At 67.1% G+C, this 23783-nt stretch carries 17 protein-coding genes; 7 read left to right on the forward strand and 10 right to left on the reverse strand.

The features are described 5' to 3' along the window. Positions 1-91: 91 nt before the first annotated feature. From gatA to ML540_RS04235, 5 genes are read right to left on the reverse strand one after another with little or no spacing between them, the layout of a single operon-like run. A complete protein-coding gene (gene gatA, locus ML540_RS04215) occupies positions 92-1564 on the reverse strand; it encodes an Asp-tRNA(Asn)/Glu-tRNA(Gln) amidotransferase subunit GatA (RefSeq protein WP_243358720.1) in 1473 nt (490 codons plus the stop codon). 9 nt (positions 1565-1573) lie between these two features. After that, entirely contained in the window at positions 1574-1864 is a 291-nt protein-coding gene (gene gatC, locus ML540_RS04220; RefSeq protein WP_243358721.1) for an Asp-tRNA(Asn)/Glu-tRNA(Gln) amidotransferase subunit GatC, read from the reverse strand. Continuing rightward, positions 1861-2946 carry a hypothetical protein gene (locus ML540_RS04225; RefSeq protein ID WP_243358722.1) on the reverse strand — a complete coding sequence of 362 codons (1086 nt, stop codon included), beginning with the start codon at positions 2944-2946 and terminating at the stop codon, positions 1861-1863. The genes gatC and ML540_RS04225 overlap by 4 nt, the downstream gene beginning before the upstream one ends. 1 nt (position 2947) lies before the next feature. Continuing rightward, positions 2948-4189: an acyltransferase family protein gene (locus ML540_RS04230; protein ID WP_243358723.1), complete on the reverse strand. Its 1242-nt coding sequence runs from the start codon at positions 4187-4189 to the stop codon at positions 2948-2950. Continuing rightward, positions 4186-6210, reverse strand: a complete 2025-nt coding sequence (locus ML540_RS04235) for a penicillin-binding protein activator (protein WP_243358724.1) — start codon at positions 6208-6210, stop codon at positions 4186-4188. Before ML540_RS04235 ends, ML540_RS04230 begins: the two co-directional genes overlap by 4 nt. 154 nt (positions 6211-6364) lie before the next feature. On the opposite strand from ML540_RS04235, the gene ML540_RS04240 reads away from it, so the two are divergent. The 6 genes from ML540_RS04240 to ML540_RS04265 all read left to right on the forward strand — a co-directional run bounded on the left by ML540_RS04240 (position 6365) and on the right by ML540_RS04265 (position 12758). Continuing rightward, on the forward strand, positions 6365-6886 hold the full coding sequence (locus ML540_RS04240) for a C-GCAxxG-C-C family protein (RefSeq protein ID WP_243358725.1): 522 nt from the start codon (positions 6365-6367) through the stop codon (positions 6884-6886). Positions 6887-7101: 215 nt separating this feature from the next. Further along, a complete protein-coding gene (locus tag ML540_RS04245; protein ID WP_243358726.1) occupies positions 7102-9381 on the forward strand; it encodes an ABC transporter substrate-binding protein in 2280 nt (759 codons plus the stop codon). Positions 9382-9445: 64 nt separating this feature from the next. Continuing rightward, positions 9446-10189, forward strand: coding sequence for a YdjY domain-containing protein (locus ML540_RS04250; RefSeq protein ID WP_243358727.1), 744 nt, complete (start codon positions 9446-9448; stop codon positions 10187-10189). Positions 10190-10314: 125 nt separating this feature from the next. After that, on the forward strand, positions 10315-10896 hold the full coding sequence (locus ML540_RS04255) for a nicotinamidase (RefSeq protein ID WP_243358728.1): 582 nt from the start codon (positions 10315-10317) through the stop codon (positions 10894-10896). Beyond that, the gene (locus tag ML540_RS04260) at positions 10893-12269 is read left to right on the forward strand and encodes a nicotinate phosphoribosyltransferase (protein ID WP_243358729.1); all 1377 of its coding nucleotides are present in this window, start codon (positions 10893-10895) and stop codon (positions 12267-12269) included. Before ML540_RS04255 ends, ML540_RS04260 begins: the two co-directional genes overlap by 4 nt. Before the next feature lie 180 nt (positions 12270-12449). Further along, positions 12450-12758: an SH3 domain-containing protein gene (locus ML540_RS04265; RefSeq protein WP_243358730.1), complete on the forward strand. Its 309-nt coding sequence runs from the start codon at positions 12450-12452 to the stop codon at positions 12756-12758. Positions 12759-12924: 166 nt separating this feature from the next. Here ML540_RS04265 and dnaK read toward each other — a convergent pair whose 3' ends face one another. The 4 genes from dnaK to hrcA form a co-directional block, all read right to left on the reverse strand. After that, positions 12925-14841: a molecular chaperone DnaK gene (gene dnaK / locus ML540_RS04270; RefSeq protein WP_243358731.1), complete on the reverse strand. Its 1917-nt coding sequence runs from the start codon at positions 14839-14841 to the stop codon at positions 12925-12927. 187 nt (positions 14842-15028) lie between these two features. Beyond that, positions 15029-16762 (reverse strand): methyl-accepting chemotaxis protein, encoded by a 1734-nt coding sequence (locus ML540_RS04275; RefSeq protein ID WP_243358732.1) that lies wholly within the window; start codon positions 16760-16762, stop codon positions 15029-15031. 179 nt (positions 16763-16941) lie between these two features. Further along, on the reverse strand, positions 16942-17469 hold the full coding sequence (locus tag ML540_RS04280; protein ID WP_243358733.1) for a nucleotide exchange factor GrpE: 528 nt from the start codon (positions 17467-17469) through the stop codon (positions 16942-16944). Positions 17470-17523: 54 nt separating this feature from the next. Then, positions 17524-18564 (reverse strand): heat-inducible transcriptional repressor HrcA, encoded by a 1041-nt coding sequence (gene hrcA / locus ML540_RS04285; RefSeq protein WP_243358734.1) that lies wholly within the window; start codon positions 18562-18564, stop codon positions 17524-17526. A 231-nt stretch (positions 18565-18795) separates the two neighbouring features. Between hrcA and ML540_RS04290 the strand changes: the two genes are divergently transcribed. Further along, positions 18796-22221: a hypothetical protein gene (locus tag ML540_RS04290; protein WP_243358735.1), complete on the forward strand. Its 3426-nt coding sequence runs from the start codon at positions 18796-18798 to the stop codon at positions 22219-22221. A gap of 94 nt (positions 22222-22315) precedes the next feature. Here ML540_RS04290 and ML540_RS04295 read toward each other — a convergent pair whose 3' ends face one another. Continuing rightward, a complete protein-coding gene (locus tag ML540_RS04295) occupies positions 22316-23569 on the reverse strand; it encodes a histidine kinase (RefSeq protein WP_243358736.1) in 1254 nt (417 codons plus the stop codon). Between the last annotated feature and the right edge of the window lie 214 nt (positions 23570-23783).

Below are 23783 nucleotides of genomic sequence, written 5' to 3' on the forward strand. Positions count from 1 at the left end.
GCGGAATTGGACGCTGCACAGCAGCGCCCGAAGGGCGAGGGCCAGGACGGCCCTCGTCAAGTTCCTTTGGCCGCCGGAGGCATATGAACTCTTACTTCTTCAATCCCTTCGGTTCGCCCAGCCCCGGCAGCGCGCCCGACAGCGCATTTGCAGCGCCCAGGATCGTGCCTTCGTCCCAGGCCTTGCCGAACATCTGCAGGCCCACGGGCATGCCGGTGTCTTTCCCCAGCCCGACGGGCACGGAGAGCCCGGGCAGTCCGGACAGGTTTAGCGAGATCGTAAAGATATCCGCAAGATACATCTGGAGCGGGTCGCCGGTCTTTTCGCTCAGGCCGAAGGCAGTGAACGGCGAAGTCGGCCCCACGATGACGTCGCACTTCCCGAAGGCGTCCAGGAAGTCCTGGCGGATGAGGCGCCGCACCTGGGCGGCCTTGCGGTAGTAGGCGTCGTAGTATCCGGCCGAGAGCACGTAGGTGCCGAGCACGATGCGCCGCTGCACCTCCTCGCCGAAGCCTTCCGAGCGCGACAGCTCGTAGAGCTCGCGCAGGTCCTTGGCGCCCTCATGGCGGTAGCCGTAGCGCACGCCATCGAAGCGGGCCAGGTTGGAGCTCGCCTCGGCCATGGCCACGATGTAGTAGGTGGCGATGGCGTATTGGGTGTGCGGCAGCTTGACCGGCACGATCTCGGCCCCGAGGGCTTTGGCCGTGTCCATGGCGGCGCGGCAGCAGGCGTCCACCTCGGCGGTGAGTCCTTCTCCCCAATACTCCTCGGGCATGCCCAGGCGCAGGCCCTTGAGGTCCTTACGCTCGGCGGTGAGGGCTTCGAAGTCCGGAACGAAGCGCGGGGCCGAGGTGGAGTCCTTGGGGTCGTGCCCGGCCATGACGGAAAGAATCGCGGCGCAGTCGGCCGGGGTGCGGGCCATGGGCCCGATCTGGTCCAGGCTCGATCCGTAGGCCACCAGGCCGTAGCGGGAGACGCGCCCATAGGTGGGCTTCAAGCCGGTTATGCCGCAGAAGGACGCGGGCAGGCGGATGGAGCCGCCCGTGTCGGTGCCAAGCGCAGCGAAGCACTGGCGCGCGGCCACGGTGGCCCCGGAGCCGCCGCTTGAGCCGCCGGGGACCTTGGCGGTGTCCCAGGGGTTGCGGGTGGGCTTGTAGGCCGAGTTTTCCGTGGAGGAGCCCATGGCGAACTCGTCCAGGTTGGCCTTGCCCAGGATGACGGCCCCGGCGTTTTTTAAGCGCTCCACGCAGGTGGCGTCGTAGAAGGGGACGAAATTTTCCAGGATTTTCGAGCCGCAGGTGGTGGGCACGCCCTTGGTGCAGATGGCGTCCTTGACCACGATGGGCACGCCCCAGAGAGCCTTGCCGGCGGCCGGACCGGACTGGTCCAGGGCCTTGGCCTGTTCGACGGCGGCCTCGGCCTGGACGGAGAGCAGGGCGTCCACGGCGGGTTCGGTTGCGGTGATCCGGGCCAGGCAGGCCGAAGTGGCCTGGGCGGCGGAAATCTCGCGCGAGGCCAGTTTGGCGCGCAGTTCGGTAAGCGAAAGAGATGTGATATCGGACATGACGGATCCTTATCCGGAGACGATCTTGGGGACCACGAAGAAACGGCCGTCGGAGTCCGGGGCCTGGCCCAGCACGTCCGAGCGCTGGAAGGTCTTCACGGCCACGTCCATGCGCAGGGGGGTGTCGTGCTCCACGGGGCTGTAAAGGGGCTCCACGCCCGCGGTGTCACAGGCGCCCAGGGCGTCCATGTAGGAGAGGATGTCGCCCATCTGGGCGGCCAGGCGTTCGAGCTTGTCCTCAGGCAGCCTCAGGCGCGCCAGGGCGGCCACCTTGGCGGCCTGCTCGGGGGTGAATTTCATGGGGAGACTCCTTGCGTTGCAGACCTGGGGTTTCTATCCGCTGCCGTGGCGTTTCGCAAGTTTCGCAAGAAGCGGGGCCGCTCGAAGAAGACGTGCAGGAACCCGGCGAACACGGTCGAGAAGGCGAGGCTCATGGCGTAGTGGGCCAGGATGGCCGAGAGGGAGTGCATCTCGCCCTGGAGGATGGAGCGCGAGAGTCTGAAACCCCAGGTAGTGTGGATGAGGAAGAACGGCAGGGCCACTGCGCCGAAATAGCGCAGCACGGGATGCGAGAGCAGGCGCGCGGTGAAGGAGGGTACGCCGGATGCCAGCGATCCGGCGACCAGGGCCAGGAGAGCCGCTCCGGCCAGGGCCAGGAGGAAGCTCGCTCCAGGGGTGGAAGCCAGGAAAATGGGCGCGGCCAGGGTGGCGCAGACGAGGCTCGGACCGGCGGTTCGGTGCGCCACGGCCTCGGGCAGGGGGTGCCGGGCCGCGGCTGCTCCGGCCAGGACGGCCAGGAACGCGGATGTGGTCCGCAGGTCGCGGTAGACCAGGTATTCGAGCCCGGCCACGGCGAGAAAGGGAAGGGCCTGGACGAGGAAGCGGCGGGTTCTTCCCGTCGCCGCGAGGATCACGGCCCAGAGCAGGGAAAACCAGAACGCCTTGGCGAGGATGAGGAGGTGTCCCGGGGGGATGTCCTGCGGGACGATGAAGAAGGTCAGGACCCAGGCGATATCGGACCATCCCCTTGCGGAGTAGGCGAGGATGGGGAGCACGGTCGCCAGGAACACCGGATAGAAGCGCGCGGCTCGCGAAAGCAGAAAGCCGGCCAGCGGGCGTGTTCCGAGGGTCGTCTGAGCCAGGAATCCGGCGAGCACGTATGCTGCCACCGGGGCCATCATGGCCGGGGAGAGGCAAAGGGCCACGGCGTCCAGCGCCGCGCCCATCCAGGCCTTGCCCTCGGTGATGCGTGAAAGCTTGGCCGGGTCGAACTGGGCGTAGAAGCTCCAGTGGAAGAACCACAGCACGGCCAGGCCGCGCAGGCCCTGCAGGGCCGGGATGTAGTCCTCGCGGTAGAGGAAGGTCCGTTTGAGCCAGCCCACGTCAGCGCCTCGTGAAGTAGAACTTTTCCAGGTGCATGTAGAGGAACGCGGCCAGGGCGAAGCTCACCCCGAGGCTCAGGCCGTAGTGCAGCCCGAGTCCGGCCAGGCTCGCGGGCCTGCCGAAAAGGGTGTTGGCCAGGGGCAGGCCCCACTGCGTGTGCAGAAGAAACAGCGAATAGCTCACCGCGCCGACCATGCGCATGGGCGTGCAGGTGAAGACGCCCCCGCCGCGGGATCGCGGTCCCGGAACATCCCGTCCCGGGCCGTTCCCCGCTGCATCTCCGGGCGCGGAGGAAGGCCGGGCGGCTTGTGCGGCGTTTACGAGCGAGGCCACCAGCATGGCCACGGCCAGGTCGAAGGCCGTGAAATAGGCCAGGGCCAGGGCGGGCGAAACGGCGGACAGCGTGCCGGTGAAATCCCGCGACCACAGCCAGCAGCCGAGTCCGAGGACGGCCAGCCCCACCGGCCAGAATCCGGGCGGGATTTTCCCGAACGCCTTGCTCCCGCGCGGGTCGGCCCTGAGCATGCCGAGCCCGATCCCCACGAAGAATCCCATGAACCGCCAGTCCGACAGGACGGTGTTCACATGGAAATACAGGCTGTTGGCTACGTAGAGTCCGGCCAGGAGCGTCCAGCTGCGCCACGGCGGGCCGTTTTTGCCACATCCGAGCACGATGAGCCACACCCCGCAGAGCAGGTAGAAATACATCTCGTACACCAGGGCCCAGGACACGAACGTCACCAGCTTGGCCCCGAACAGGTCCAGGAAGAAGACGTTGTCCACGATCATCTTCCAGTCCGCGTTCACCCAGTACAGGGCCGGGATGTTCACCGCCAGCACCACCGGTAGCAGACGCTTGTAGCGCTCCAGGATGAAGCGCGAAAGCGTGGGACGCTTGCGGGCGAGGGATCCGTAGATGAGGTAGCCCGAGACCACGAAGAACACGTCCACCCCGTGGGAGCCGGAATGGACGGCGTGGATCAGGGAGTGAAGCGGCGTGCCGGAGCCGGTGAAGTAAGACGCGTCGGCGAACTGGGCGAAGAAGTGGACGTTGAAGATCATCAGGCAGGCCAGCCCGCGCAGCCCGTCCAGGCCGGGGACCGCGCGCGCGGCCAGGGCGAAGGGGTCGGCCCAGGGCTTCGCGGCGGCCGCACCTTCGGAGGAGGCCTGCGCCGCCTGTCCCGCGGCGTCCCCTGCGTGCGCCCCGCCCGGCGGGGCGGGGCGGCGATCCGTCAGGCTCACTGCTGCGGTTGCTGCTGCTTGGCCCTCAGGGCGTCCAGGCGCTCCCTGAAGCCGTCCTTGTCCACGGGGGCCAGCCCCTCCACGGAGGGGCGGAAGAAGTACATGGCCATCCTGGCGTGCCCGGAACCGTCCCAGGTGATGGGGGCCATGGTCCATTCCATCTTCTTGGACGCCTCGTTTAAGCGCTTGGTGATCTCCGCGGGGGCCGAGTCGGGCGGGACCGCGCCGGTGGTGGCGGCCAGGCGGATGAAGTCGAAGCCCAGGGCGGTCCAGAAGTCGGCTTCGTTCTGCGGGTCCTTGGGGAGCTGGGCGCGCAGGTCGGCCAGGGACTTGGAGGGCGACTGCGCCCACCACGCGCCGGGGCAGAAGGCGAAGCGGTAGTTGGCCGGGCTCAAGTTGGGCTTCACTCCCTGGCCGGACAGCGGCGCGGACCACAGCTGCGGCCCGAGCACGATGAGCGAGTCCGCCTGGTAGTACTGCAGCTGGCCGATTATGTGGTCGGCGCGCTGGAGTTCGTCGGGGATGTAGATGGCGTCGAAGTCCGGGCGCGAGGTGAAGCTCCTGCCATCGGTTCCCTTGGGCACGGCGCGCACCATGTTTTTGACGATGTCGCCCCACTTGGGCACGTCCTGGGTGGGGTAGGGTTGGAGGGTGGCCACCTCGCCGCCGCGCGCGGTGACGGCCGCGGAGAAGGCGTCGGCCAGGCGCTTGCCCATGCGGTCCTCGGGGTAGAGCACGCCGAATCGCTTCACGCCTTCCTCCATGGGCAGGTTGAGCACGGCGTTGACCTCGTCCTGGGGGCTCCAGAAGAAGCGCCAGAGCTGCTTGCCTTCCTCGGCGTCGGTCACCTCGGGGGTGAAGGAGAGGAACACCCGGCGCGACAGCTCGCCGCTGGCGGGCAGGTTCTTGAAATAGCTCAGGTGCATGGGGCCGCCCACCAGGGTCACTTCGTGGGGCAGGGCGATGAGCTGGTCCACGTAGTTGGCGTCGTCGGTGTTGATCACGCGGATGTCCACCTGGGTTCCCTGGGCGTCCAGCACGGCCTTGGCCGCGTTGGCTCCGGCCAGGACCTTGGCGGCCAGCCCGCGCAGCTGGCCGGTCTGGGGCAGCAGCAGGGCCACGGCCACGGTGCCGGGCTTGACCAGGGCGGCGTCCTTCTCGGGGATGGGCGGTGCTTCCTTGACTCCGGAGGTGGCGGCGGTGAGCCCCTGGGCCAGGATGCGGTGCGGCAGTTCGCGGTCGGCCAGGTCGGAGGAACGCGCCAGCCTGTCGGCGGCGTCGCTTAAGCGTCCGCGCTCGGCGGGGTTGGCCGAGGCGGCGCGGCGCAGGTCCTCGAAGGCCACGAGGTTGTAGGGGAAAACGTTCTTGTTGGCCTCGTTGACGGCGGCCAGCAGGCCGGACAGGGCCTTGGGCTCGAGCGAGCCCAACATGCGGGCGGTGTCGGATTCGAACTGGGCCCTGTCCTTGCGGTTGGGGGCCTTGGCGTGCAGGGTGCGCAGGGTCTGGGCGGCCTGGCTGGCCAGATCGCGCGAGGCGTAGCGCTTGGCCAGCTCGATCCCGGCGGGACCGGCCAGATCGAAGGGGGCTCCCCGGGTCTGGAGGATCTTGGCCAGGTGCTCCTCGGCCTGGCGCTCGCGTCCGGAGGCCGAGAGGGCCTGGGTGTAGAGGCTGGTCCACTCCCAGGTGTTCTTCACCTTTGAGTCGGCCGCGGCCCAGTTTTCCAGGGTGGTCAGGGCTTCGGGGGCGCGCCCGGTCCAGATCAGGGCCTTGGAGGAGCGCTCCAGGGCCGTGAGCTTGGCCTCGCGGGTGAGGGCCTGTCCCTGCAGGATGAGCGAATAGAGGGTGACGGCGCGGTCGTACTTGCCGGCGCGCCAGGCTTCGTCGGCCTTGGTCTGCAGGGTAGCCTGCTCCTGGGCGGAGGTGGGCGGGGAATCCTTGCCGAATATGTCCATTCCGGCGCAGCCGGAGAGGGTGAGCGAGAGAATGAGGAAAGTCGCCTGGAGAACGCGTGGGGTTGTCATGGCGGATGGACCCTTGTGGAATATTTGATCGGGAGTGCGCTACTCTAGCGCTCCTTGGCCCCCAAGGCAAGGATCGGCGTGGCGCATGGTCCCGACGCCCAGGCATCAGGAAAGCGGATTTGCCTTTTCGCCTGGCTGCTGCCACATGGAGTCCATGACGAACACACTCATCGAGACCATGGCGCAACGCGCCGAGGCCCTTTTCTTGAGCCGGGAGATGTACTGCGCCGAGGCCATCCTCTGCGCCCTGAACGAAGGGCTCGGGGGCGGCCTGCCCCGAGAACGCGCCCGGGGACTGGCCATGGGCTTCGGCGAAGGGTTGGGCAAGGCCGGGTGCGTGTGCGGGGCGCTGTCCGGTGCGGTGCTGGCAACGTCGTGGTTCCTGTCCGCCAGCCTGCCTTCGAAACAGGTGCGCGACGCCTCCCGGGAGCTGCACGAACGCTTCCGGCAGGCCCACGGCTCGTCGTGCTGCCGCGTGCTCACCAAGCCGGTGAAGGCCGAACCGGCCAAGCACTTCGCCAAGTGTTCCGGGCTCACCCGGCACGGGGCGGAACTGGCCACGCGGGTGATCCTTTCACGCCTGCCGTCCCTGGCCCACGGGGCCAAGCCTCCGCGCCGCCGCCGGGGTGCGCGCCTGGCTTCGCTCTTGCGCCGCCTGGCCGACGCCATCGGCTGAGCGGTTTTTTCCCCCCTCTTCTCCAGGGCGCTCCCCGCCTGAATGCGCCTTGACAAGAAAGATTCCTGGCGGCAAGCACCAACAATGCCTTGTCACGGCGTCTCGCCGCAATTCCAGATGTTCCGGGCAAAAGCGCAATGAAGAGGAATCCCGGTCGTTCCACGGCGCGTCAGGCCGCACTGCCGCGACGCGTTCTCCGGATGCACGCGGGGGGATTGCTGCTCGCGCTGTGGGCGCTCTGCCTGGCCTGCCCCCTGGCCGCCCGGGCTGCCGATGCGCCCGGCGACGCCCAGCCCTCCCCGAACACCGTCCGCCTGCAGCTCAAGTGGAAGCACCAGTTCCAGTTCGCCGGGTATTACGCGGCAGTGGAGAAGGGCTTCTTCGCCAAGGAAGGGCTGCGAGTGGAGCTGATCGAGGGCCAGCCAGGTCTCACACCCTCGGAGCGTCTTTTCACCGGCCAGGCCGACTACGCCGTGGACTCCACCTCCATCCTCCTGCAGCGCCAGGAGGGCCGCAAGGTGGTGGCCCTGGCCGCCGTGTTCCAGCATTCCCCGAACATCCTCCTGACGCGGCGCGACAAGGGCCTGGGCACACCGCAGTCCCTGGCGGGCAAGCGGATCATGATGACCCCCTCCACCGACCCGGAATGCCGGGCCATGCTGGCCAACGAGGGGGTTACGCTCAAGGATTACACCACGGTCCCGCACACCTGGACCATCGAGCCCCTCGTGGACGGCACGGTGGACGCCATGACAGCCTACCTTACCGACGAGCCCTACCTTCTGGAGCAGCGCGGTTTCGAACCCTGCGTCATCTACCCCAACCATTACGCCGTGGACTTCTACGGCGACTGCCTGACCACCTCCGAGGACGAGATCATCAACCACCCCGGCCGCGTGGAGGCGTTCCTGCGCGCCGTGGACCAGGGCTGGCGCTACGCCATGGCCCATCCCGAGGAGATCGCGGACGTGATCCTGGCGCGCTATCACAGCGCCATGGGTCGCGAGGGACTGCTCTACGAGGCGCAGGCCATGCGTTCGCTCATTTTGCCCGACCTGGTCGAGATCGGGCACATGAACCCCGAACGCTGGCGGCACATCGCCCATACCTACGAGCGCCTGGGCATGCTGCGTCCCGGTTTCAGCCTGGAAGGCTTCCTGTATCCCGAATTCAAGAAATCCCTGGAAGAACGCGAGCGCGGCAAGGTGCGCACGGTGCTCGGCGTGGTGGGAGGAGCGGCGCTCCTGGCCGGATTCGGCGGAGCCGCGCTTTTGGTCTTCAACAAGCGCCTCTCCCGCAGGGTGGGGGAGCGCACGCGAGAACTCAAGGAATCCCGGGACTTCTTCCTCAACCTCATCAACACCATTTCCGACCCGATTTTCGTCAAGGACGGGCACTCCCGCTACGTCCTGGTCAACGAGGCCAAGGCGGCCATGAGCGGCCACCGTTCCGAGGATTTCCCCGGGCGGTCCGACGAGGCGTTCTTCCCGGGGAACCAGGCGATGTCCATGCGGCGCATGGACGAGGCCGTGTTGCGCTCCGGGCGCGAGTCCGTCTGCGAGGAACGCCTTTTGGACGAGGGCGGGGCGCAGCGCCTGGTCCTGACCAAGAAGTCCCGCTACACGGACAGCTCGGGCAAGGTCTTCCTGGTGGGGGTTCAGCGCGACATCACCGAGTTCAGCCGCATGCAGGACATGGTGGTGCAGGCGGAAAAGATGGTTTCGCTCGGCGGACTGGCCGCCGGGATGGCCCATGAGGTCAACAATCCGCTGGGCATCATCATGCAGTCTTCCCAGAACCTGCAGCGCCGCCTCTTCGAAAGCCTGGGCGGAAACAGGAAAGAGGCCGAGGAGTTGGGCATCAGCTTCGAGGGGCTGTCGGAGTACCTGCGGCGGCGGGGCGTCTTCGACGCGGTGTGCGACATCCGCGAAGCCGGGGAGCGCGCCGGGAAAATCGTCAAGAACATGCTGGAGTTCAGCCGCAAGAGCGAGACGGAGCAGATTGCCTGCGACCTTGCCGCCATCGTCGAGAACGTCCTGGGCATCATCTCGAGCGACTACGATTTTAAGAAGTCTTACGATTTCAGAAAGATAAAAATCGAAAAAGAATACTCGCCCGAATCGTTCCCCGTACCCTGCACGCGCACCAAGATCGCCCAGGTGGTCCTGAACATCCTCATGAACGCGGTGCAGGCCATGGCCGCAAGCGACACCATGATCGAGGACCCGAGGATCATCCTGCGCATCCATCCCGACGGCGATCTCATGCGCGTGGACATTCAGGACAACGGCCCCGGCATGGACGAAACCGTGCGCAAGCGCATCTTCGAGCCGTTCTTCACCACCAAGGAATCCGGAGCGGGCACGGGCCTGGGCATGTTCGTGTCCTACAGCATCGTGGCCGAGAACCACGGCGGCCGGCTGCTGGTGAAGTCGGCCCCGGGCAAGGGCACCACCTTCAGCATCCTGCTGCCGCGAGGATCGTCTCCGCAGTGACCCTTCACCCAGGCAGGGCCGTTTTCCGGTTCCGGCCGCCCTTCTTCAACCACGGGAGCAACCGATGAAGTTTTCCGCCTCCGGACGTGCCCGCCTCGTGTCGCATCAAACGGACAGGCCCCTTGGCCTTGACGCCCGGCCGCCCAGGTCCAGCCGCCGGCTCGGGCGGGCCGCCCCGTTTCTGTGCGCGCTGGCGCTCCTTGCCGCGCTGGGCTGCGCTCTCGCTCCCGAGGCGTCCTGCGCGGACCTGCCGCGCGGGCTGAACACGAAAATGCCCTTGAACGTGGACCTGGCCGCCGGGAGCGTGAGCTTCCTGGCCGAGGTGAACCGGGAGGCCGTAGGCGGAGTCCTGCAGCATTTCGCCGTGGACAAGGATGGCGACTACGCGGACAAGGCCCTGCTCAGGGCTTTCATCACCCCCCGCCAGCTCCATGACGCGCTCGCCCTGCTGGGCTTTCGCGCTGGGAACAACATGAGCATGGACAACTGGAACACCCAGCACGTCGAGGGCGACGCGCTGTCCGTGTCGGTGTTCTTCGAGGCCACGGGCAAGACCGCGGACATTGCGGAACTGCTCAAGGACCCGGGCGGGCGAGGCCTGGACATGCGCTTCGGCGGCAACCTCAAGACCGCCGCGGGACCGGACGCCAGCGGCTGCCTGGTCTGCCTGTTCAGCTGCCCCATGGGCATCGTGAGCAACCACGACGCCCTCTTCAAGGAGACGGGCTGGCTGGGGCCGGTACAGTACAGGGCGGCCGGGGTTCCCGAAAACGGCGGCTGGGCCGTGGTGACCATCCGCCGAAAATAGCGTTTTTCCCGTCCGCGAAAGCAAACCCGCGCATCGCCCTGGACGCGGCCCACACGCAGGGCTATTCTCTTCCCAGACTGACGAACCCCTGCGCGGACGGGCCTGGGCCGTCCCAAGGAGCGGACATGGCCGAGACCCTCACCCCCAAGGACGCCCTGATCATCGTGGACGTCCAGAACGACTTCATGCCGGGCTGGAGCCTGCCGGTTCCGGACGGCAATGCCGTTGTGCCGGTGATCAACCGCTGGATCCGGGCCGCAGAGGCGGGCGGGGCGCGCGTGGTGGCCTCCAGGGACTGGCATCCCGCCGGCCATTCGAGCTTCCTGGAGCAGGGCGGCCTCTGGCCTCCCCACTGCGTCCAGGACACTCCCGGCGCTGCCTTCCATCCGGACCTGCGCCTGCCTGAAAACACGATCCTGGTCTCCAAAGGCGACCGGCCGGACCTGGACCAATATTCCGATTTCGAGGTCACGTCCCTGGCGTCCGAGCTGCGCCGCCTGGGCGTCCGGCGCGTCTTCGTGTGCGGGCTGGCCCAGGACGTGTGCGTGCTGGCTACGGTGCTGGGCGCGCTCGCGAACGGGTTCGAGACCCACGTGGTCGCTGCCGGGACACGCCCGCTCAGCCGGGAATCCGGACAAAAGGCCCTGCGCGAGATGCTCGAGGCCGGGGCGGTCCTGGCGGAGGAACCGGCGGAGGTCTCGGCGTGACCGGCCAGGACAATCCCCTGCGCTCGGCCCTGTTCACCGACCTCTACGAGCTGACCATGGCCAGGGCCTACGCGGCCGTGTCCATGGACGAAACCGCCGTGTTCGAGCTCTTTTTCCGCAGGCTGCCCGCTTCGCGCGGATTCCTGCTGGCCGCCGGGCTGGATGACGTGCTGGCGTATCTGGAATCCTGGCGGTTCACCCCCGGCGACATCGACCATCTGGCCAAGCTCGGGCTTTTCCCGGACGATTTCCTGGACCGGTTGAGCGGGCTTCGCTTCACCGGCAACGTCCGGGCCGTGCCCGAAGGGACGGCGGTGTTTCCGGGCGAGCCCCTGCTCGCGGTGGAGGCCCCGATCATGCAGGCCCAGATCGTGGAGACGCTGGCGATCAACCAGATCCACTTCCAGACCATGGCGGCCACCAAGTCCGCCCGCACGGTGCTGGCCGCCCGGGGCCGGGCGGTGGTGGATTTCGGCTCGCGCCGGGCCCACGGGACGGACGCGGCCCTCAAGGTGGCCCGTGCGGCCTGGCTGGCCGGGGCGGCGGGCACCTCCAACGTGCTGGCGGGCAAACTCTACGGCGTGCCCGTATCCGGCACCATGGCCCACAGTTTCGTGCAGGCCCACGCCAGCGAGTACGAGGCGTTCAGGGATTTCGCCCGTCTCTTCCCCGGCACCACGCTTCTGGTGGACACCTACGACACCTTGGAGGGCGCGGCCCAGGTCGTGCGCCTTGCCCGGGAGCTGGGGGATGACTTCCGCGTGGGGGCCATCCGCATCGATTCGGGCGACCTGGCCGGGCTTGCCCGGGCCTGCCGGGACATCCTGGACCAGGCTGGGCTTACCAAAGTACGCATCTTCGCCACCAGCGAGCTGGACGAGTACGCCGTGGCCGACCTGCTGGACCGCGGCGCGCCCATAGACGGCTTCGGCGTGGGCACGCGTCTGGCGGTGTCCGCCGACGCGCCCGCCCTGGACATGGTCTACAAGCTCACGGAGTACGCCGGGCAGGGCCGGGCCAAGCTGGCCACGGGCAAGGTGTTGCACCCTGGGCGCAAGCAGGTCTTCCGGTTCTTCGAGAACGGGCGCATGGCCCGGGACCTGGTCTGCCGCCTGGACGAGGAGCCCGGCGGGGAGCCCTTGCTGCGCGAGGTCATGCGCAACGGGGAACGCACCGGTGCAGGCCGTGAAACCCTGGCGCAATGCCGGGAGCGGGCGGCCGCCCAACTGAACGCGCTTCCGGAATTTCTGCGCAGCCTGGGCGGACCGATCGCTCCCTACCGGGTGGAGTTCAGCCGGGCGCTTGAGGCCGACCTCGAGCGCATCCGGGCCGAGCACAGGCCGAATCCGTCCGGTCCTTTGTCCAGGCCGTGAGACCCGGACGTTTCCTCGCGTACTTTTTCTGACCGCGCGTAAAGGCGCTTGATCATCGCGTGGGCATTCCGTATAGAATGGACCCTAATCCCTCTTTCTGTTGTCGCCTTAGCGAGGGGTGACGGACCGGGGCGGCCGTCTGCCGTGCTCCGATCCCAACCGCAACCCAAGGAGCGCCCAATGAAACGCAACTGCAAATGGATGATTGGAGTGATGTGCGCCTTCGCGCTGACCGTGTTCCTCGCGCTTCCGGCCATGGCCATGTACGTGGAGCCCGCCATGATCGGCGCGAACACCGGCAAGGTCGTGCATGCCGGTTTCACCGACCTGCCGCTGCGCGACGGGCAGGGCACCACCAGCGGCGAGGTCATGAAGCTTGCGCACGGGCAGGCGCTCAACGTCTGGTGGAACGACGGCGAGGGCTGGGCCTACGTGGAGGTGCCGGGCACCGGCAAGTTCGGCTGGGTCTGTCTGGCCAACACGTACTGAACGGGGCTGCCCCAGGCGTCCCGTCCCTGAACGCGAAGCGATAGGGGACTCCAAGGGACAGGTCCCTTTGGCCGCCGGAGGCATTTTCCTCTTCTCTTGGCTCTTCCAAACAAAAAGCCCGGCGAGGTTTCCCCCGCCGGGCTTTGGCATTTCTCTTGATCGGGCTTTATTTCTTCACTTCGGTGTAGTCCGCGTCCACCACGTCCTCGTCCTTGCCGTGGGCGCCTCCGGGCTGCGCTCCGGGCTCGCCGTGTCCGGCCTCGGGGCCGCCGGGCTGCTGCGCTCCCTGCTGCTGGTAGAGCTTCTCGGCCAGCTTGTGGGCCACCTGGGAGAGTTCCTCGGTGGCCTTCTTGATGGCCTCGGCGTCTTCGCCCTTCATGAGTTCCTTCAGCTTCTCGCACTTGGCCTCGATCTCGCCCTTGGTCACGGCGTCCACCTTGTCGCCCAGGTCGCGCAGGCTCTTCTCGGTGGTGTAGACCAGGGTGTCGGCGTGGTTTCTCGCCTCGATGGTCTCCTGCTTCTTCTTGTCGGAGTCGGCGTGGGACTCGGCGTCCTTGATGAGCTTCTGGATCTCGGCCTCGGACAGGCCCGAGGAGGCGGTGATCTGGATGGACTGCTGCTTGCCGGTAGCGGTGTCCTTGGCGGACACGTTCACGATGCCGTTGGCGTCGATGTCGAAGCTGACCTCGATCTGGGGCACGCCGCGCGGGGCGGCGGGGATGCCGGTCAGCTCGAAGCGGCCCAGGGTCATGTTGTCCGTGGCCATGGGGCGCTCGCCCTGCATGACGTGGATGGACACCGAGGGCTGGTTGTCGGCCGCCGTGGTGAACACCTGGGACTTGCGGGTGGGGATGGTGGTGTTGCGGTCGATCAGCTTGGTGAACACGCCGCCCAGGGTTTCGATGCCAAGAGACAGCGGGGTCACGTCGAGCAGCAGCACGTCCTTGACGTCGCCGGCCAGGATGCCGCCCTGGATGGCCGCGCCCATGGCCACGACCTCGTCGGGGTTCATGGAGCGGTTAGGCTCCTTGCCGAAGAGGTCCTTCACCTTCTGCTGCACGGCGGGCATGCGGGTCATGCCGCCCACCAGGACGACTTCGTCGATGTCGGAGGCGGAGAGCCCGGCGTCGGCCAGGGCCTTCTTGCAGGGCCCGGCGGTGCGCTCGATCAGGTCTTCCACCAGCTTCTCGAGCTTGCCGCGCGAGAGCTTGACCATCATGTGCTTGGGGCCGTTGGCGTCGGCGGTGATGAAGGGCAGGTTGACCTCGGTCTCCATGGCGGTGGAGAGTTCCTTCTTGGCCTTTTCGGCGGCCTCCTTGAGGCGCTGCAGGGCCATGCGGTCCTGGGAGAGGTCTATGCCGTTCTCGCGCTTGAATTCGTCCACCAGGTACTGGATGACGCGGTGGTCGAAGTCCTCGCCGCCCAGGAAGGTGTCGCCGTTGGTGGCGCGCACTTCCACGACGTTGTCGCCCACTTCCAGGATGGAGATGTCGAAGGTGCCGCCGCCGAGGTCGAACACGGCGATCTTCTCGTTGGCCTTCTTGTCGAAGCCGTAGGCCAGGGAAGCGGCGGTGGGCTCGTTGATGATGCGCTTGACGTCCAGGCCCGCGATGCGGCCGGCGTCCTTGGTGGCCTGGCGCTGGGAGTCGTTGAAGTAGGCCGGCACGGTGATGACGGCTTCGGTGACGGTCTCGCCCAGGTAGGCTTCGGCGTCGCTCTTCAACTTGCCCAGGATCATGGCCGAAATTTCAGGAGCGGAGTAGCGTTTGCCGTCCACTTCCACGGCGGCGTCGCCACCGGCGCCGGACACGATCTTGTAGGGGCAGTGCTTGAGCCATTCGGACACCTCGGGGGTGTCGAAGCTGCGGCCCATGAGGCGCTTGACCGCGAAAATGGTGCGCTCGGGGTTGGTGATGGCCTGGCGCTTGGCGATCTCGCCCACCAGACGTTCCTTGGTGAAGGCGACGATGGAGGGAGTGGTGCGCCCGCCTTCAGGGTTGGTGATGCACTTCGGGTCCTTGCCCTCCATGACGTATACGCACGAGTTGGTCGTGCCAAGATCGATCCCGATAATCTTGCCCATTGAATCCGTTCCTCCTTGGGGGGGTAGAAGTCAGCCGGTGTCGCGTGGGAACCGGATATTTCGACGTGAGGCGCGCCCGCCGGGGCGGGCGCGTTCAGGACCCGACTATAAGGCGGATTTCCGAGGTGTAAAGGGGGGTTGGCGAAAAATGTTCCTTCCTCCCCCCCGCATTTGGAGGGTTTCCCGGTCAGTCGCGCGGGGAGTGCGGGATGGCCCGGAGCCGTCCCCTGCGGTCGTCGCCCAGGCGGAAAAAGGCCACGGCCTCCCGCAGGAGTTCGGATTTGCCGGAGAGGGTGCGGGCGGTGGCCGTGAGTTCCTCCGAGGCCGAGGCGTTGCCCTGGGTGACCCGGTCGAAGGACTGCATGGCGGTGTTGATGGAGCCGATGCCCTGGTCCTGCTCGTGGGAGGCGATGTCGATCTCCTGGATGCGCTCGGCCGTGTCCTTGATCTGGGGCACCATGCGGCGCAGCTTGTCCCCGGCGTCGCGGGCCACCTTGGCGCTCTGCGCCGCCATGTCCGTGATCTCGCTGGCGGCCTGGCCGGAGCGTTCCGCCAGCTTGCGCACCTCGGCGGCGACCACGGCGAACCCTTTGCCGTGCTCCCCGGCCCGGGCGGCCTCGATGGCCGCATTCAGGGCCAGCAGGTTGGTCTGGCGGGCGATGTCCTCCACGATGCCGATCTTCTCCGAGATGGCCGTCATGGCCCTGAGGGTTTCTTCCATGGCGTTGCCGCCCTCCTGGGCCTCGGTGGCGGCGAGTTCGGCGGAATGCTTGGTCTGGCGGGCGTTGTCGGCGTTCTTGCGCACGGTGGCGGCGATCTCTTCCAGGCTGGCGGCCATTTCCTCCATGGAGGACGCCTGGTTGCTGGCGCTGTCGGCCAGGCTCTGGGCCGAGGAGGACACCTCGCCGGCGTGATGGGAGACCTCGGCGGCCTCGTCCTGCACGCTGTGGGCGACGATGCGCAGCTTTTCGGCGAACACGTTGAGAGCGGAGCCCACTTCGTCCAGTTCGTCACCCACGCCCCGCTTGAAGACCACGCAGGTGTCGCAGACGCCGCCCTTCATGACGTGGGGGCAGTCCGGGTCGTGGCTGAAGGAGCCGGACACGGCCCAGCAGTGCACGGTGCGGTTGTAGGAGCGGCAGATGTCCTTGCCGCATTTCTTCACGGAGCTGCAGGGCTTGGCCGTGCCCATGGGGAGCTCGGAAACGGTGAGGTCGCCCTGGGTGAGGCGTTTGAGGTAGGAGAGGATGTCCTGGATGCGTTTGCGCAACCCCCTGCCGATATAGGCGCTGGCGGCCGCGCCCAGGGCCATGAGGGCCAGGCCGATGCCGGTGGTCCAGGCCAGCATGGAGTCCATGCCCTTCTCCACGGGCAGCATTGCCTGCTCGAAGTCGGACACGGGGGCGGCGGCGATGATGACCACGTCGCGCCCGGCGTCGTAGGCCGCGGCGGCCAGCATGGGGACGGGACGGGCTTCGCCCGGGGTGACCAGATCGTAGGAAAGAAGCTTGTCCAGGGAGCCGGAAGAGGATGCCTCCTCCACGAGGGCCTTGAAAACAGGATTCCCGGCCGGGTCCTTCATGTCGGCAAGGGCCGGGCCGTCAGTGAGCATCCGGCCCTTGTCCGGGCCCTTGGCGCGCACGGCCAGGATGCGCCCCGTTCTGCCCGCGCCTACCGCGCCCAGGATGTCGCGCAGCCGTGAATCATCCTGTCCGGAAGCCTCGCCCTGAACCTGGAACCGGACCATGGCCTGGGCCTGGCGGGCCCTGCCGCGCAGGCGCTGCCCCGCTTCCTCCGAGAAAGAGGCCCGCATCTCCTTGGTGAGGGCGCTTCGTTGCCACAAGATGTTCGTCGAAAACGCCGCGACGCTCATTCCCACAAGGGCGATGCCCATGACCATGACTCTGGTTCCCAAACGCATGACGCCAACTCCTTGGGTAAGTCTCGTGAATCCGTGGTCTTCAGTCTGCCGGTGTACAGGAGTGCGGGCAGTGTGTCCGTCAGGGGCGTTTCTGGTCAAGTGGGAATCATGCTATAATAAGCAGATAATAAAAAAAACCGCCCCTTGCGGGGCGGTTTTGCTGCGGATTCCGGACGGGATCAACCCTGGCAGACCAGTACCTTGGCCGGACGCAGGAGCCTGCCGCGCAGGCGGTAGCCGGACTGCATCACCTGCAGCACGTGGTTGGGCGCGACCCGGCAGCCGGGGGCGGCGGGCTGCATGCCCACGGCCTCGTGCACCTCGGGGTTGAACTCCTCGCCGACGGCGCCGCAGGCCTCCAGGCCGTGGCGGGCCAGGATGTCCAGGAATACCTTGCGGGTCATGTCCACGCCCATGACCACGTCCTTGCAGGCTTCCACGGTGCGCCCGTGGGCCAGGGCCAGATCAAGGTTGTCCAACACCGGCAGGAGGTCGGCCAGCACGCCCTCGGCGGCGTATTTGACGAACTCCTCCTTCTCCTTGATCAGGCGCTTCTTGAGGTTGTCGGCCTCGGCCAGGGCGCGCAGGCGCTTGTCGGCCTCGGCGGCCACCTCCAGCTTGAGGCGGTCGATCTCCTCCTCGGGGGTGAGGGGGGCGGCCTGCGCGGGGGCGCTTTCGGCGTTGGGGGTATCGTTGTCAAGAGTCATGACGTGCTCCTTGAATGGGCTTGGAAGTATCTCGATACGAAAATGGGGGTGGGATCAGAAATGCTTGCCCAGCATGGCCGTGATGAGCTGCGCCGTGTAGTTCACCAGGGGCACCACCTCGGCGTAGTCCATGCGCAGGGGGCCGATGACGCTCACCGCCCCCAGGGGCGTCCCCTGGCCGCCGTACGGTGAGGACACCAGCCCGCATCCCGACACGCCGGCCGCCTGGGCTTCCTCGCCCAGCATCACCACCGTGCGGTATTCCTCCATGGTCTTGTCCAGCACCTCCAGCAGGCGGGTGCGGTCCTCCAGGGCTCCCAGCACCTCGCGCATGCTGCCCACGTCGGAGAACTCCGGCTGGGAAAGCATGTTGAGCGTGCCTTCCACGTACATCTGGGGGGCCTCGGCGTTGGCGAAGGTATCCACGGCCAAGAGGAGCGCCCGGCCGGTAAGGGTGGACAGCTCGCGTTCGGCCGCCGCCATCTCGGCGATGATGCGGGTGCGCACCTCGGCCACGGTGAGGTTCTGGAAATGGTGGTTCAGGTAATTGCCGAAATGCACCAGGGAATCGGCGGTGATGGAATCGTCCACCGTCACCAGGCGCTTCTGCACCAGGCCCCCCTGCAGCACCAGGATGGCCATGACCAGCCCGGGGCGCAGCAGCACGAAGTCGATCTGGCGCCAGCGGGCCAGGGCGTGCCTGGGCGCGAGCACCATGCACACCTGCTTGGACACCGTGGAGAGCACCCGCGAGGCGCGCCGCAGGATGTCGTCGATCTCGAGCCCGGCCTGGCCGAGCGAGGAGGACATCATCTCCTTGACCGATCCGGTCAGGGGGCGCAGGCGCATGACCTGGTCCAGGTAGAGGCGGAACGCCTTGGCCGTGGGGATGCGCCCAGCGGAGGTGTGGGGCTGCTCCAGGTATCCCTTGTCCGTCAGGTCGGACATGGTGTTGCGGATGGAGGCCGGGGACAGGCGCATGGCGGAGCCCTTGGACACGGTGCGGGAGCCCACGGGCTGGGCCTTGGCGATGTAGTCCTCCACGATGGCCGTGAGAACTTCGAGTTCGCGCTGGATGAGTGGGGTGTCCCGCATGGTCTTGGCACTCGCCTTCTGAGAGTGCCAACCAGCTAACAACGCCCGCTTCCGCTGTCAAGTTTGACCGGAAATGCAGGCTGTTCTCGACCACAAACGGAACCGGCGGCGTGTACATTATGTTTGAAACAATGCTATGCTCCGGTATCCGTCAAGATATTCGGCAATGAAACGCCCGCCCGCCCGGCCGGAGCTGTCCGTATGGCCGCAAACAGCCTCCCAGGAGGGTCCATGTCCGCGATTGCATTCGGCTCCGAGCCTTTTCCCGTACGGCTGTGCGTCATCCTCACCTCGACCCAGACCGGCGGGCCGCTCTTTGGCGTGCCCTTTTTCGCCCACGCCGCGATCTCGGCGACGCCCGGTCCGGTGGCGAATCAGGCGCAACCCCCCACTTCCTACGACGTGCCCTTGGGAACCCTGGCCACGGACCAGGCCGGGTACGTCTCCTTCGACCTTACGCCGCTGGTGCGGCGCATGACCGACCTGCAAACCCAACTGGCCTTTGAGAGCCAGTCCAACCCGGCGCTCAGCCTGGACCATCTCTGGTTGCACCCCTACTCCCCGCTGGCCCAGTCCCTGGACGCCCTGGACGTGGAGAACGTGCGCGACTTCGCGGTGGTGGTGCGCCTGATGGTGGATCCGGGCAGCGTCTACGCGGACGCGGGCCAGGGCTTCGCCTCGATCCAGGCTCCGAGCCTCATGGACTGGTATCTTTCCCCCACCTCGTTCTCCCAGATGCCGGCTGCCATCATCGGCCAGGACGGCTGCGAGGCCATCCTGCCCTCCAACATCGCCACCCAGGAATTCACCTGCGTGCAGCTGGCGCCCCTGGCCGCTTCCGCCGAACTCACCTTCCCGGACACCAAGACCGGCCTGGCCCCGACGCCCCCGTCCAAAAGCCGGACGCCCTGGTCCAGCGCCAGCATCGGCAATCTGGGCTCCACGGTGGCCAAGGCAAGCCCCGAGTTCTTAAGCGGCGCCCTGGGCATATCCACCTCGGCCGCCCTGGCCCTGGCCATCGACTACGACGTGACCTGGCTGCCCATCGGCCACGGCCTGGGCCAGATCCTCTACAGCCTGCCGTTGGCTCCGGGCGAGCAGGTGAACATCGCGGTCATCGACTGGGCCAGGACCTCAACCGACACCCGGGCGGAGCACACCGGGCTGAGCGACACCCTGGAGCACCAGACCAGCCGGGACCGCACCGTGGGCGAGGTGGTGGACGCCTCGATCCAGGAATGGCAGCGCGGCTCGAGCGTCATGGGCGGCGAGTCCATCACCGGGGGCTACGGGGGAAACGTGGGGGCGGCCTACTCCCTGGGCGCGTCCTTCGCCTCCACAAGCGGCGAGCGCAATGTGAGCGCCGAGACCACCCAGCAGCTCCTGGACCGCTTTGCCCAGGTCAGCACCTCGGTGCGCGATTTGCGCAGCACCGTGGTCATCCAGTCCACCCAGAAGCAGAGCCAGACCATGCAGACGCGCACCGTGCGCAACCACAACCACTCCCACGCCATGACGCTCCTGTACTACGAGGTGCTGCGCCACTACCGGGTGGTGGTGGAGCGGGGAGCGGTCCGCCCGGCCCTGCTGCTGCGCCAGCTCATGCCGGATTTCACGGACGCCTCGGTCTTCGCCTACCGCCGCTTTCTGGAACCGGTGCTGCTCCTGGCCTCGCTTGAAAGCGGGTTCGACGCCATCGAGCTGCTCTTCGCCCTGGAGCAGGAGGGGCCGCCCCCGCCCCCGCCCCAGCCCGGGGACCTGCAGTTCAGCCTGTTCCGCTTCCTCTTCCACTGCGGGGAAGTGACCTGCAACGGCGTGGCCAGCGTGGACATAGCCGACCACAAGATGGCCAACCCGGTCAGCCTGAAAAATTTCTCGGGCATTACCGAGTTGGCCTGGGACTTCGACCGGGCCAACAGCGGCTCCCTGGAAGGCCAGGGCATTCCCGCAAACGGGCCCATGGCCTGGCGGGACATCGGCTTCTTCGTGGTGAACATGGGGGTCTGGGAGAACGAGAAGCATACCAACATTCTCATGCTGACCGGAATCGAGGTCATCGGCGTGGACGTAAACGGGGTGGAGCACCGGCTCGGCTCCTGGAGCGGCAACAAGACCTACTATGCCGGTGCGGACCCCAGCTCCGCCTCCTATGAGAAATTCCCCAGCATCCCCTGCGCGGCCCCGCCCGTGGCTCCGGCCCCGGCAACGCCCATGCAGGCCCTGACCCCGGAGCAGCGCCACGCCTATGTGCGGCTCATGGCCCATCTGAATAGCAACAAGGCCTACTACTACCGCCAGATCTGGCTGGCCGAGGATCCCAGCCTGCGCTACGCCCGCCTGGCCTCGGCCACGGTGAGCTTAAGCGGGACCAAGCTGCCCCTGTTCAGCGCGGTGGAGAACCGGGTGCTGGACGTCCTGGGGGATCAATTGGTCATGCCTCTTGATCCCGAGCTGTTCGACCCGGCCGGAGTGGTCCGCCTGGCCGGGCGGGCCATGAAACTGCCCGTGGTGGCCGACGCGCGCGTGGAAAGGCTTCTCAGCGTGCCTACCCGGGGCGTGTTCGGGGAGGCCAAGCTCGGCCACTGCAACGCCTCGGAGGTGATCGACAACACCCGTTTCTGGGATTGGCAGACCTCGCCCATTCCGGAAGAGGCCCCGGCCATCACCGGAATCGGCCCGGTGAGCGGAGCCGTGGCCCAGAACCTCACCCCGGCCGGGCTGCCCGCCTCGCTGCTGGGCATCCAGCAGCCCGCCCCTGCCCCGGACCCCATCGGCCTGCGCGCCGCCCTGGACGTGCTCAAGACCCCGGGGATATTCAACAACCTCTCCGGCCTGGACCAGCTCAAAGGGCTGCTCACCTCGCTTTCCGACGCGGCGGTCAAGGCCCAGTCCGTGGCGGCAGGGGTACCGGCACCGGCCACTCCGGCAGCCCCGGCCCAGCCAGCCGCAGCCCCAGCCCCCCCAGCCGCCAGCACTCCGGCGCAGCCCGCACCGGCCCAAACTCCGGTTCAGCAGCCCCCGGCTCCCACTCCACCGGCTGCGGCGACGCAGCCAACTCCGGCTCCCGGCCAGCCCGCGCCCACGCCTCCGCCCGCGCCCAAATCCGCCCCGGCCCCGGCCAAGCCCGTGGGCGTGAAGACCCAGAATTTCACCTTCATCTTCCAGGACTACCAGGTCTCGGGCTCGGCCCTCATCGCGGGCGTGGACAAGGCGGCCGCAGGGGACTACCAGGTCGTGATCTACCGCGCCCCGGACTACAACCTGATCGACAACCCGGCCAGCGGCACCATGTCAATCAAGGACCCGAAGGATCAGATTCTCATCAAGGCGGCCCTGGGCCTGACCATCAACGGCGAGCCCATTTTCTTCCAGGGAATCGGCGGACCTTTCGACCAGTCGAGCTTCACCTACAACATCGTGCTGGAGAAGAGCCCGCCCCAGACGGTTTCCGTGACCCACAAGACCTCGGAGAGCATGGACGGGATCAAGCTCAAGATCGGCGCGCAGATCCCCATCCCGCTGGGCCAGATGGCCACCGTCACCGCGGGCCCGGAGGCGACCGGCCAGGCGACGCCCACCACCGGCGCCGAGGACACGGTGACCACCACCTACACCGTGACCTACTACACGAAGAAGGTGATCATCACCCAGGCTTGATCGGTCGAAGCCGGGGAAGGGGGACAGTCCCGCATGGTATGAGGAGGGTAAGCCCAGCCAGCCCCGCCCGGGGGGCCTTGAGGCCCGAGGCTTCTTACGACGGGTGCCCGCCGGGGGCGTTGGTGTGCTCCAGGTCGAGCACCTCCTGGCCGCGCACGTAGGGCATGAGCACCGGCTTGTTCACCTGGCCGAGCAGGTTCTCGATGGCGGCCTTGAGGCGCAGGATGGCGTCGGCCACGCCCTGCAGGGAATGTATCTTGCGGTCCAGGTCCAGCTCGATGAGGAGCTTGCGCAGGGATTCGATCTCCCGGGCCAGGCCCTCCACGTCGCGGTCGGGCAGGGTGCGCGCCAGGGCCGCCTTCACGTCGGCCGAGATGTACTGCAGCTCCTCCATGACCAGGGCGTTGTAGTTCATCATGATGCCCAGCACGTTGTTGCCCACGTGGGCCATGCCGCCGGCGGCCTTGGCCAGGGCGTCCTTGCCCAGTTCGAGCTGGCGGCCCACGGTGAGCGAGATGATCTTGGAGGCGTCGGCCAGGAACTGCGAATCGTAGCGGTCGAAGAACCCGGGCTGGTGGGAGTAGAGCATGATGGCCCCGAAAGCGTCGCAGTCGGGGCCGCGCAGCAGGAAGGCCAGGCGCGAGCGGTAGCCCTCGCGGTAGGCCATGCAGTCCACGGATTCGCCGCCGCGCTCCAGGCCGCGCAGGTCGTTGGAGAGCACGTGGAACACCCCGCGCTCGTGCACGGCGCGCATGACCGGATGGTTGGGCAGGGAGTCTTCCATGGCCCAGACGAAGATGGGGGTCTGCTTCTCCTCGGCGTCGCTGGCCGAGACGTTGATCCAGCTGCCCTCGTCGTCGCGCAGGCGGCTGACGTAGAGGTCGGCGCCCAGCTCCCGCAGCAGGATCTCGCCGGACTGTTCGAGTACTTCCTCGGCCGTGGTGAACTCCTGCCCGGCGGCCACCAGGGAGTAGAGAATCTCGATGACCAGGGTGCTGCTCTCGTAGGCCCTTTTCAGCAATTCGAAGCGGTGCTCCAGCTGGACGTAGTGCGGGTGGCAGTGGCGCAGCCTGGCGATGCGCGAGGACTTGATCCTGTCCAGGTCCAGGCGCAGCTCGGTGAGGCCGGTGAGCAGTTCGCCCCAGTTGTGCGCGGTCTTGGCCAGGTTTTCGAAATCCGGCCGCTTGACCAGGATGTCCAGGCTGGTCTTGATGGAGACGATCAGGTGCAGGATGGCCACGCGCGCCGGTTCCGGCGCTTCCTCGATGAGGCGCGTCAGTTCGCAGCGGATGTCCAGTCGTTTTTCGAATCGGCAGGCGTTGTCGATGTCTTTTGATAGCGGTGGCATGTATCCTGTGAGGATAAGGCAGGCTTGCAGAAAGGCAAGCGAAAATATAGGGCCGCGAAGATCGTCATCTTCGCGGCCCTGCCCTGAGGGAAGAGGCCCGGCGCAAGGCCGGATGCTCTCGACTCGGTGTGGACGATGGCCGCGAGCGCTCTACTTCTCGCGGCATCCCCCACCACAACCAACCCGCCTTCTTATTAGCAAAGGGGGTGCCAAG

It is taken from the genome of Fundidesulfovibrio terrae, from assembly GCF_022808915.1.
GTDB lineage: Bacteria > Desulfobacterota > Desulfovibrionia > Desulfovibrionales > Desulfovibrionaceae > Fundidesulfovibrio > Fundidesulfovibrio terrae.

Excerpts from the sequence above, each read along its gene's own strand:
- ML540_RS04255 (WP_243358728.1), top strand. The coding sequence starts at position 10,315 with ATGGCCGAGACCCTCACCCCCAAGGACGCCCTGATCATCGTGGACGTC.
- dnaK (WP_243358731.1), bottom strand. The coding sequence starts at position 14,841 with ATGGGCAAGATTATCGGGATCGATCTTGGCACGACCAACTCGTGCGTA.
- hrcA (WP_243358734.1), bottom strand. The coding sequence starts at position 18,564 with ATGCGGGACACCCCACTCATCCAGCGCGAACTCGAAGTTCTCACGGCC.
- ML540_RS04290 (WP_243358735.1), top strand. The coding sequence starts at position 18,796 with ATGTCCGCGATTGCATTCGGCTCCGAGCCTTTTCCCGTACGGCTGTGC.
- gatC (WP_243358721.1), bottom strand. The coding sequence starts at position 1,864 with ATGAAATTCACCCCCGAGCAGGCCGCCAAGGTGGCCGCCCTGGCGCGC.
- ML540_RS04240 (WP_243358725.1), top strand. The coding sequence starts at position 6,365 with ATGACGAACACACTCATCGAGACCATGGCGCAACGCGCCGAGGCCCTT.
- ML540_RS04265 (WP_243358730.1), top strand. The coding sequence starts at position 12,450 with ATGAAACGCAACTGCAAATGGATGATTGGAGTGATGTGCGCCTTCGCG.
- ML540_RS04280 (WP_243358733.1), bottom strand. The coding sequence starts at position 17,469 with ATGACTCTTGACAACGATACCCCCAACGCCGAAAGCGCCCCCGCGCAG.
- gatA (WP_243358720.1), bottom strand. The coding sequence starts at position 1,564 with ATGTCCGATATCACATCTCTTTCGCTTACCGAACTGCGCGCCAAACTG.
- ML540_RS04250 (WP_243358727.1), top strand. The coding sequence starts at position 9,446 with ATGAAGTTTTCCGCCTCCGGACGTGCCCGCCTCGTGTCGCATCAAACG.
- ML540_RS04275 (WP_243358732.1), bottom strand. The coding sequence starts at position 16,762 with ATGCGTTTGGGAACCAGAGTCATGGTCATGGGCATCGCCCTTGTGGGA.
- ML540_RS04235 (WP_243358724.1), bottom strand. The coding sequence starts at position 6,210 with ATGACAACCCCACGCGTTCTCCAGGCGACTTTCCTCATTCTCTCGCTC.
- ML540_RS04295 (WP_243358736.1), bottom strand. The coding sequence starts at position 23,569 with ATGCCACCGCTATCAAAAGACATCGACAACGCCTGCCGATTCGAAAAA.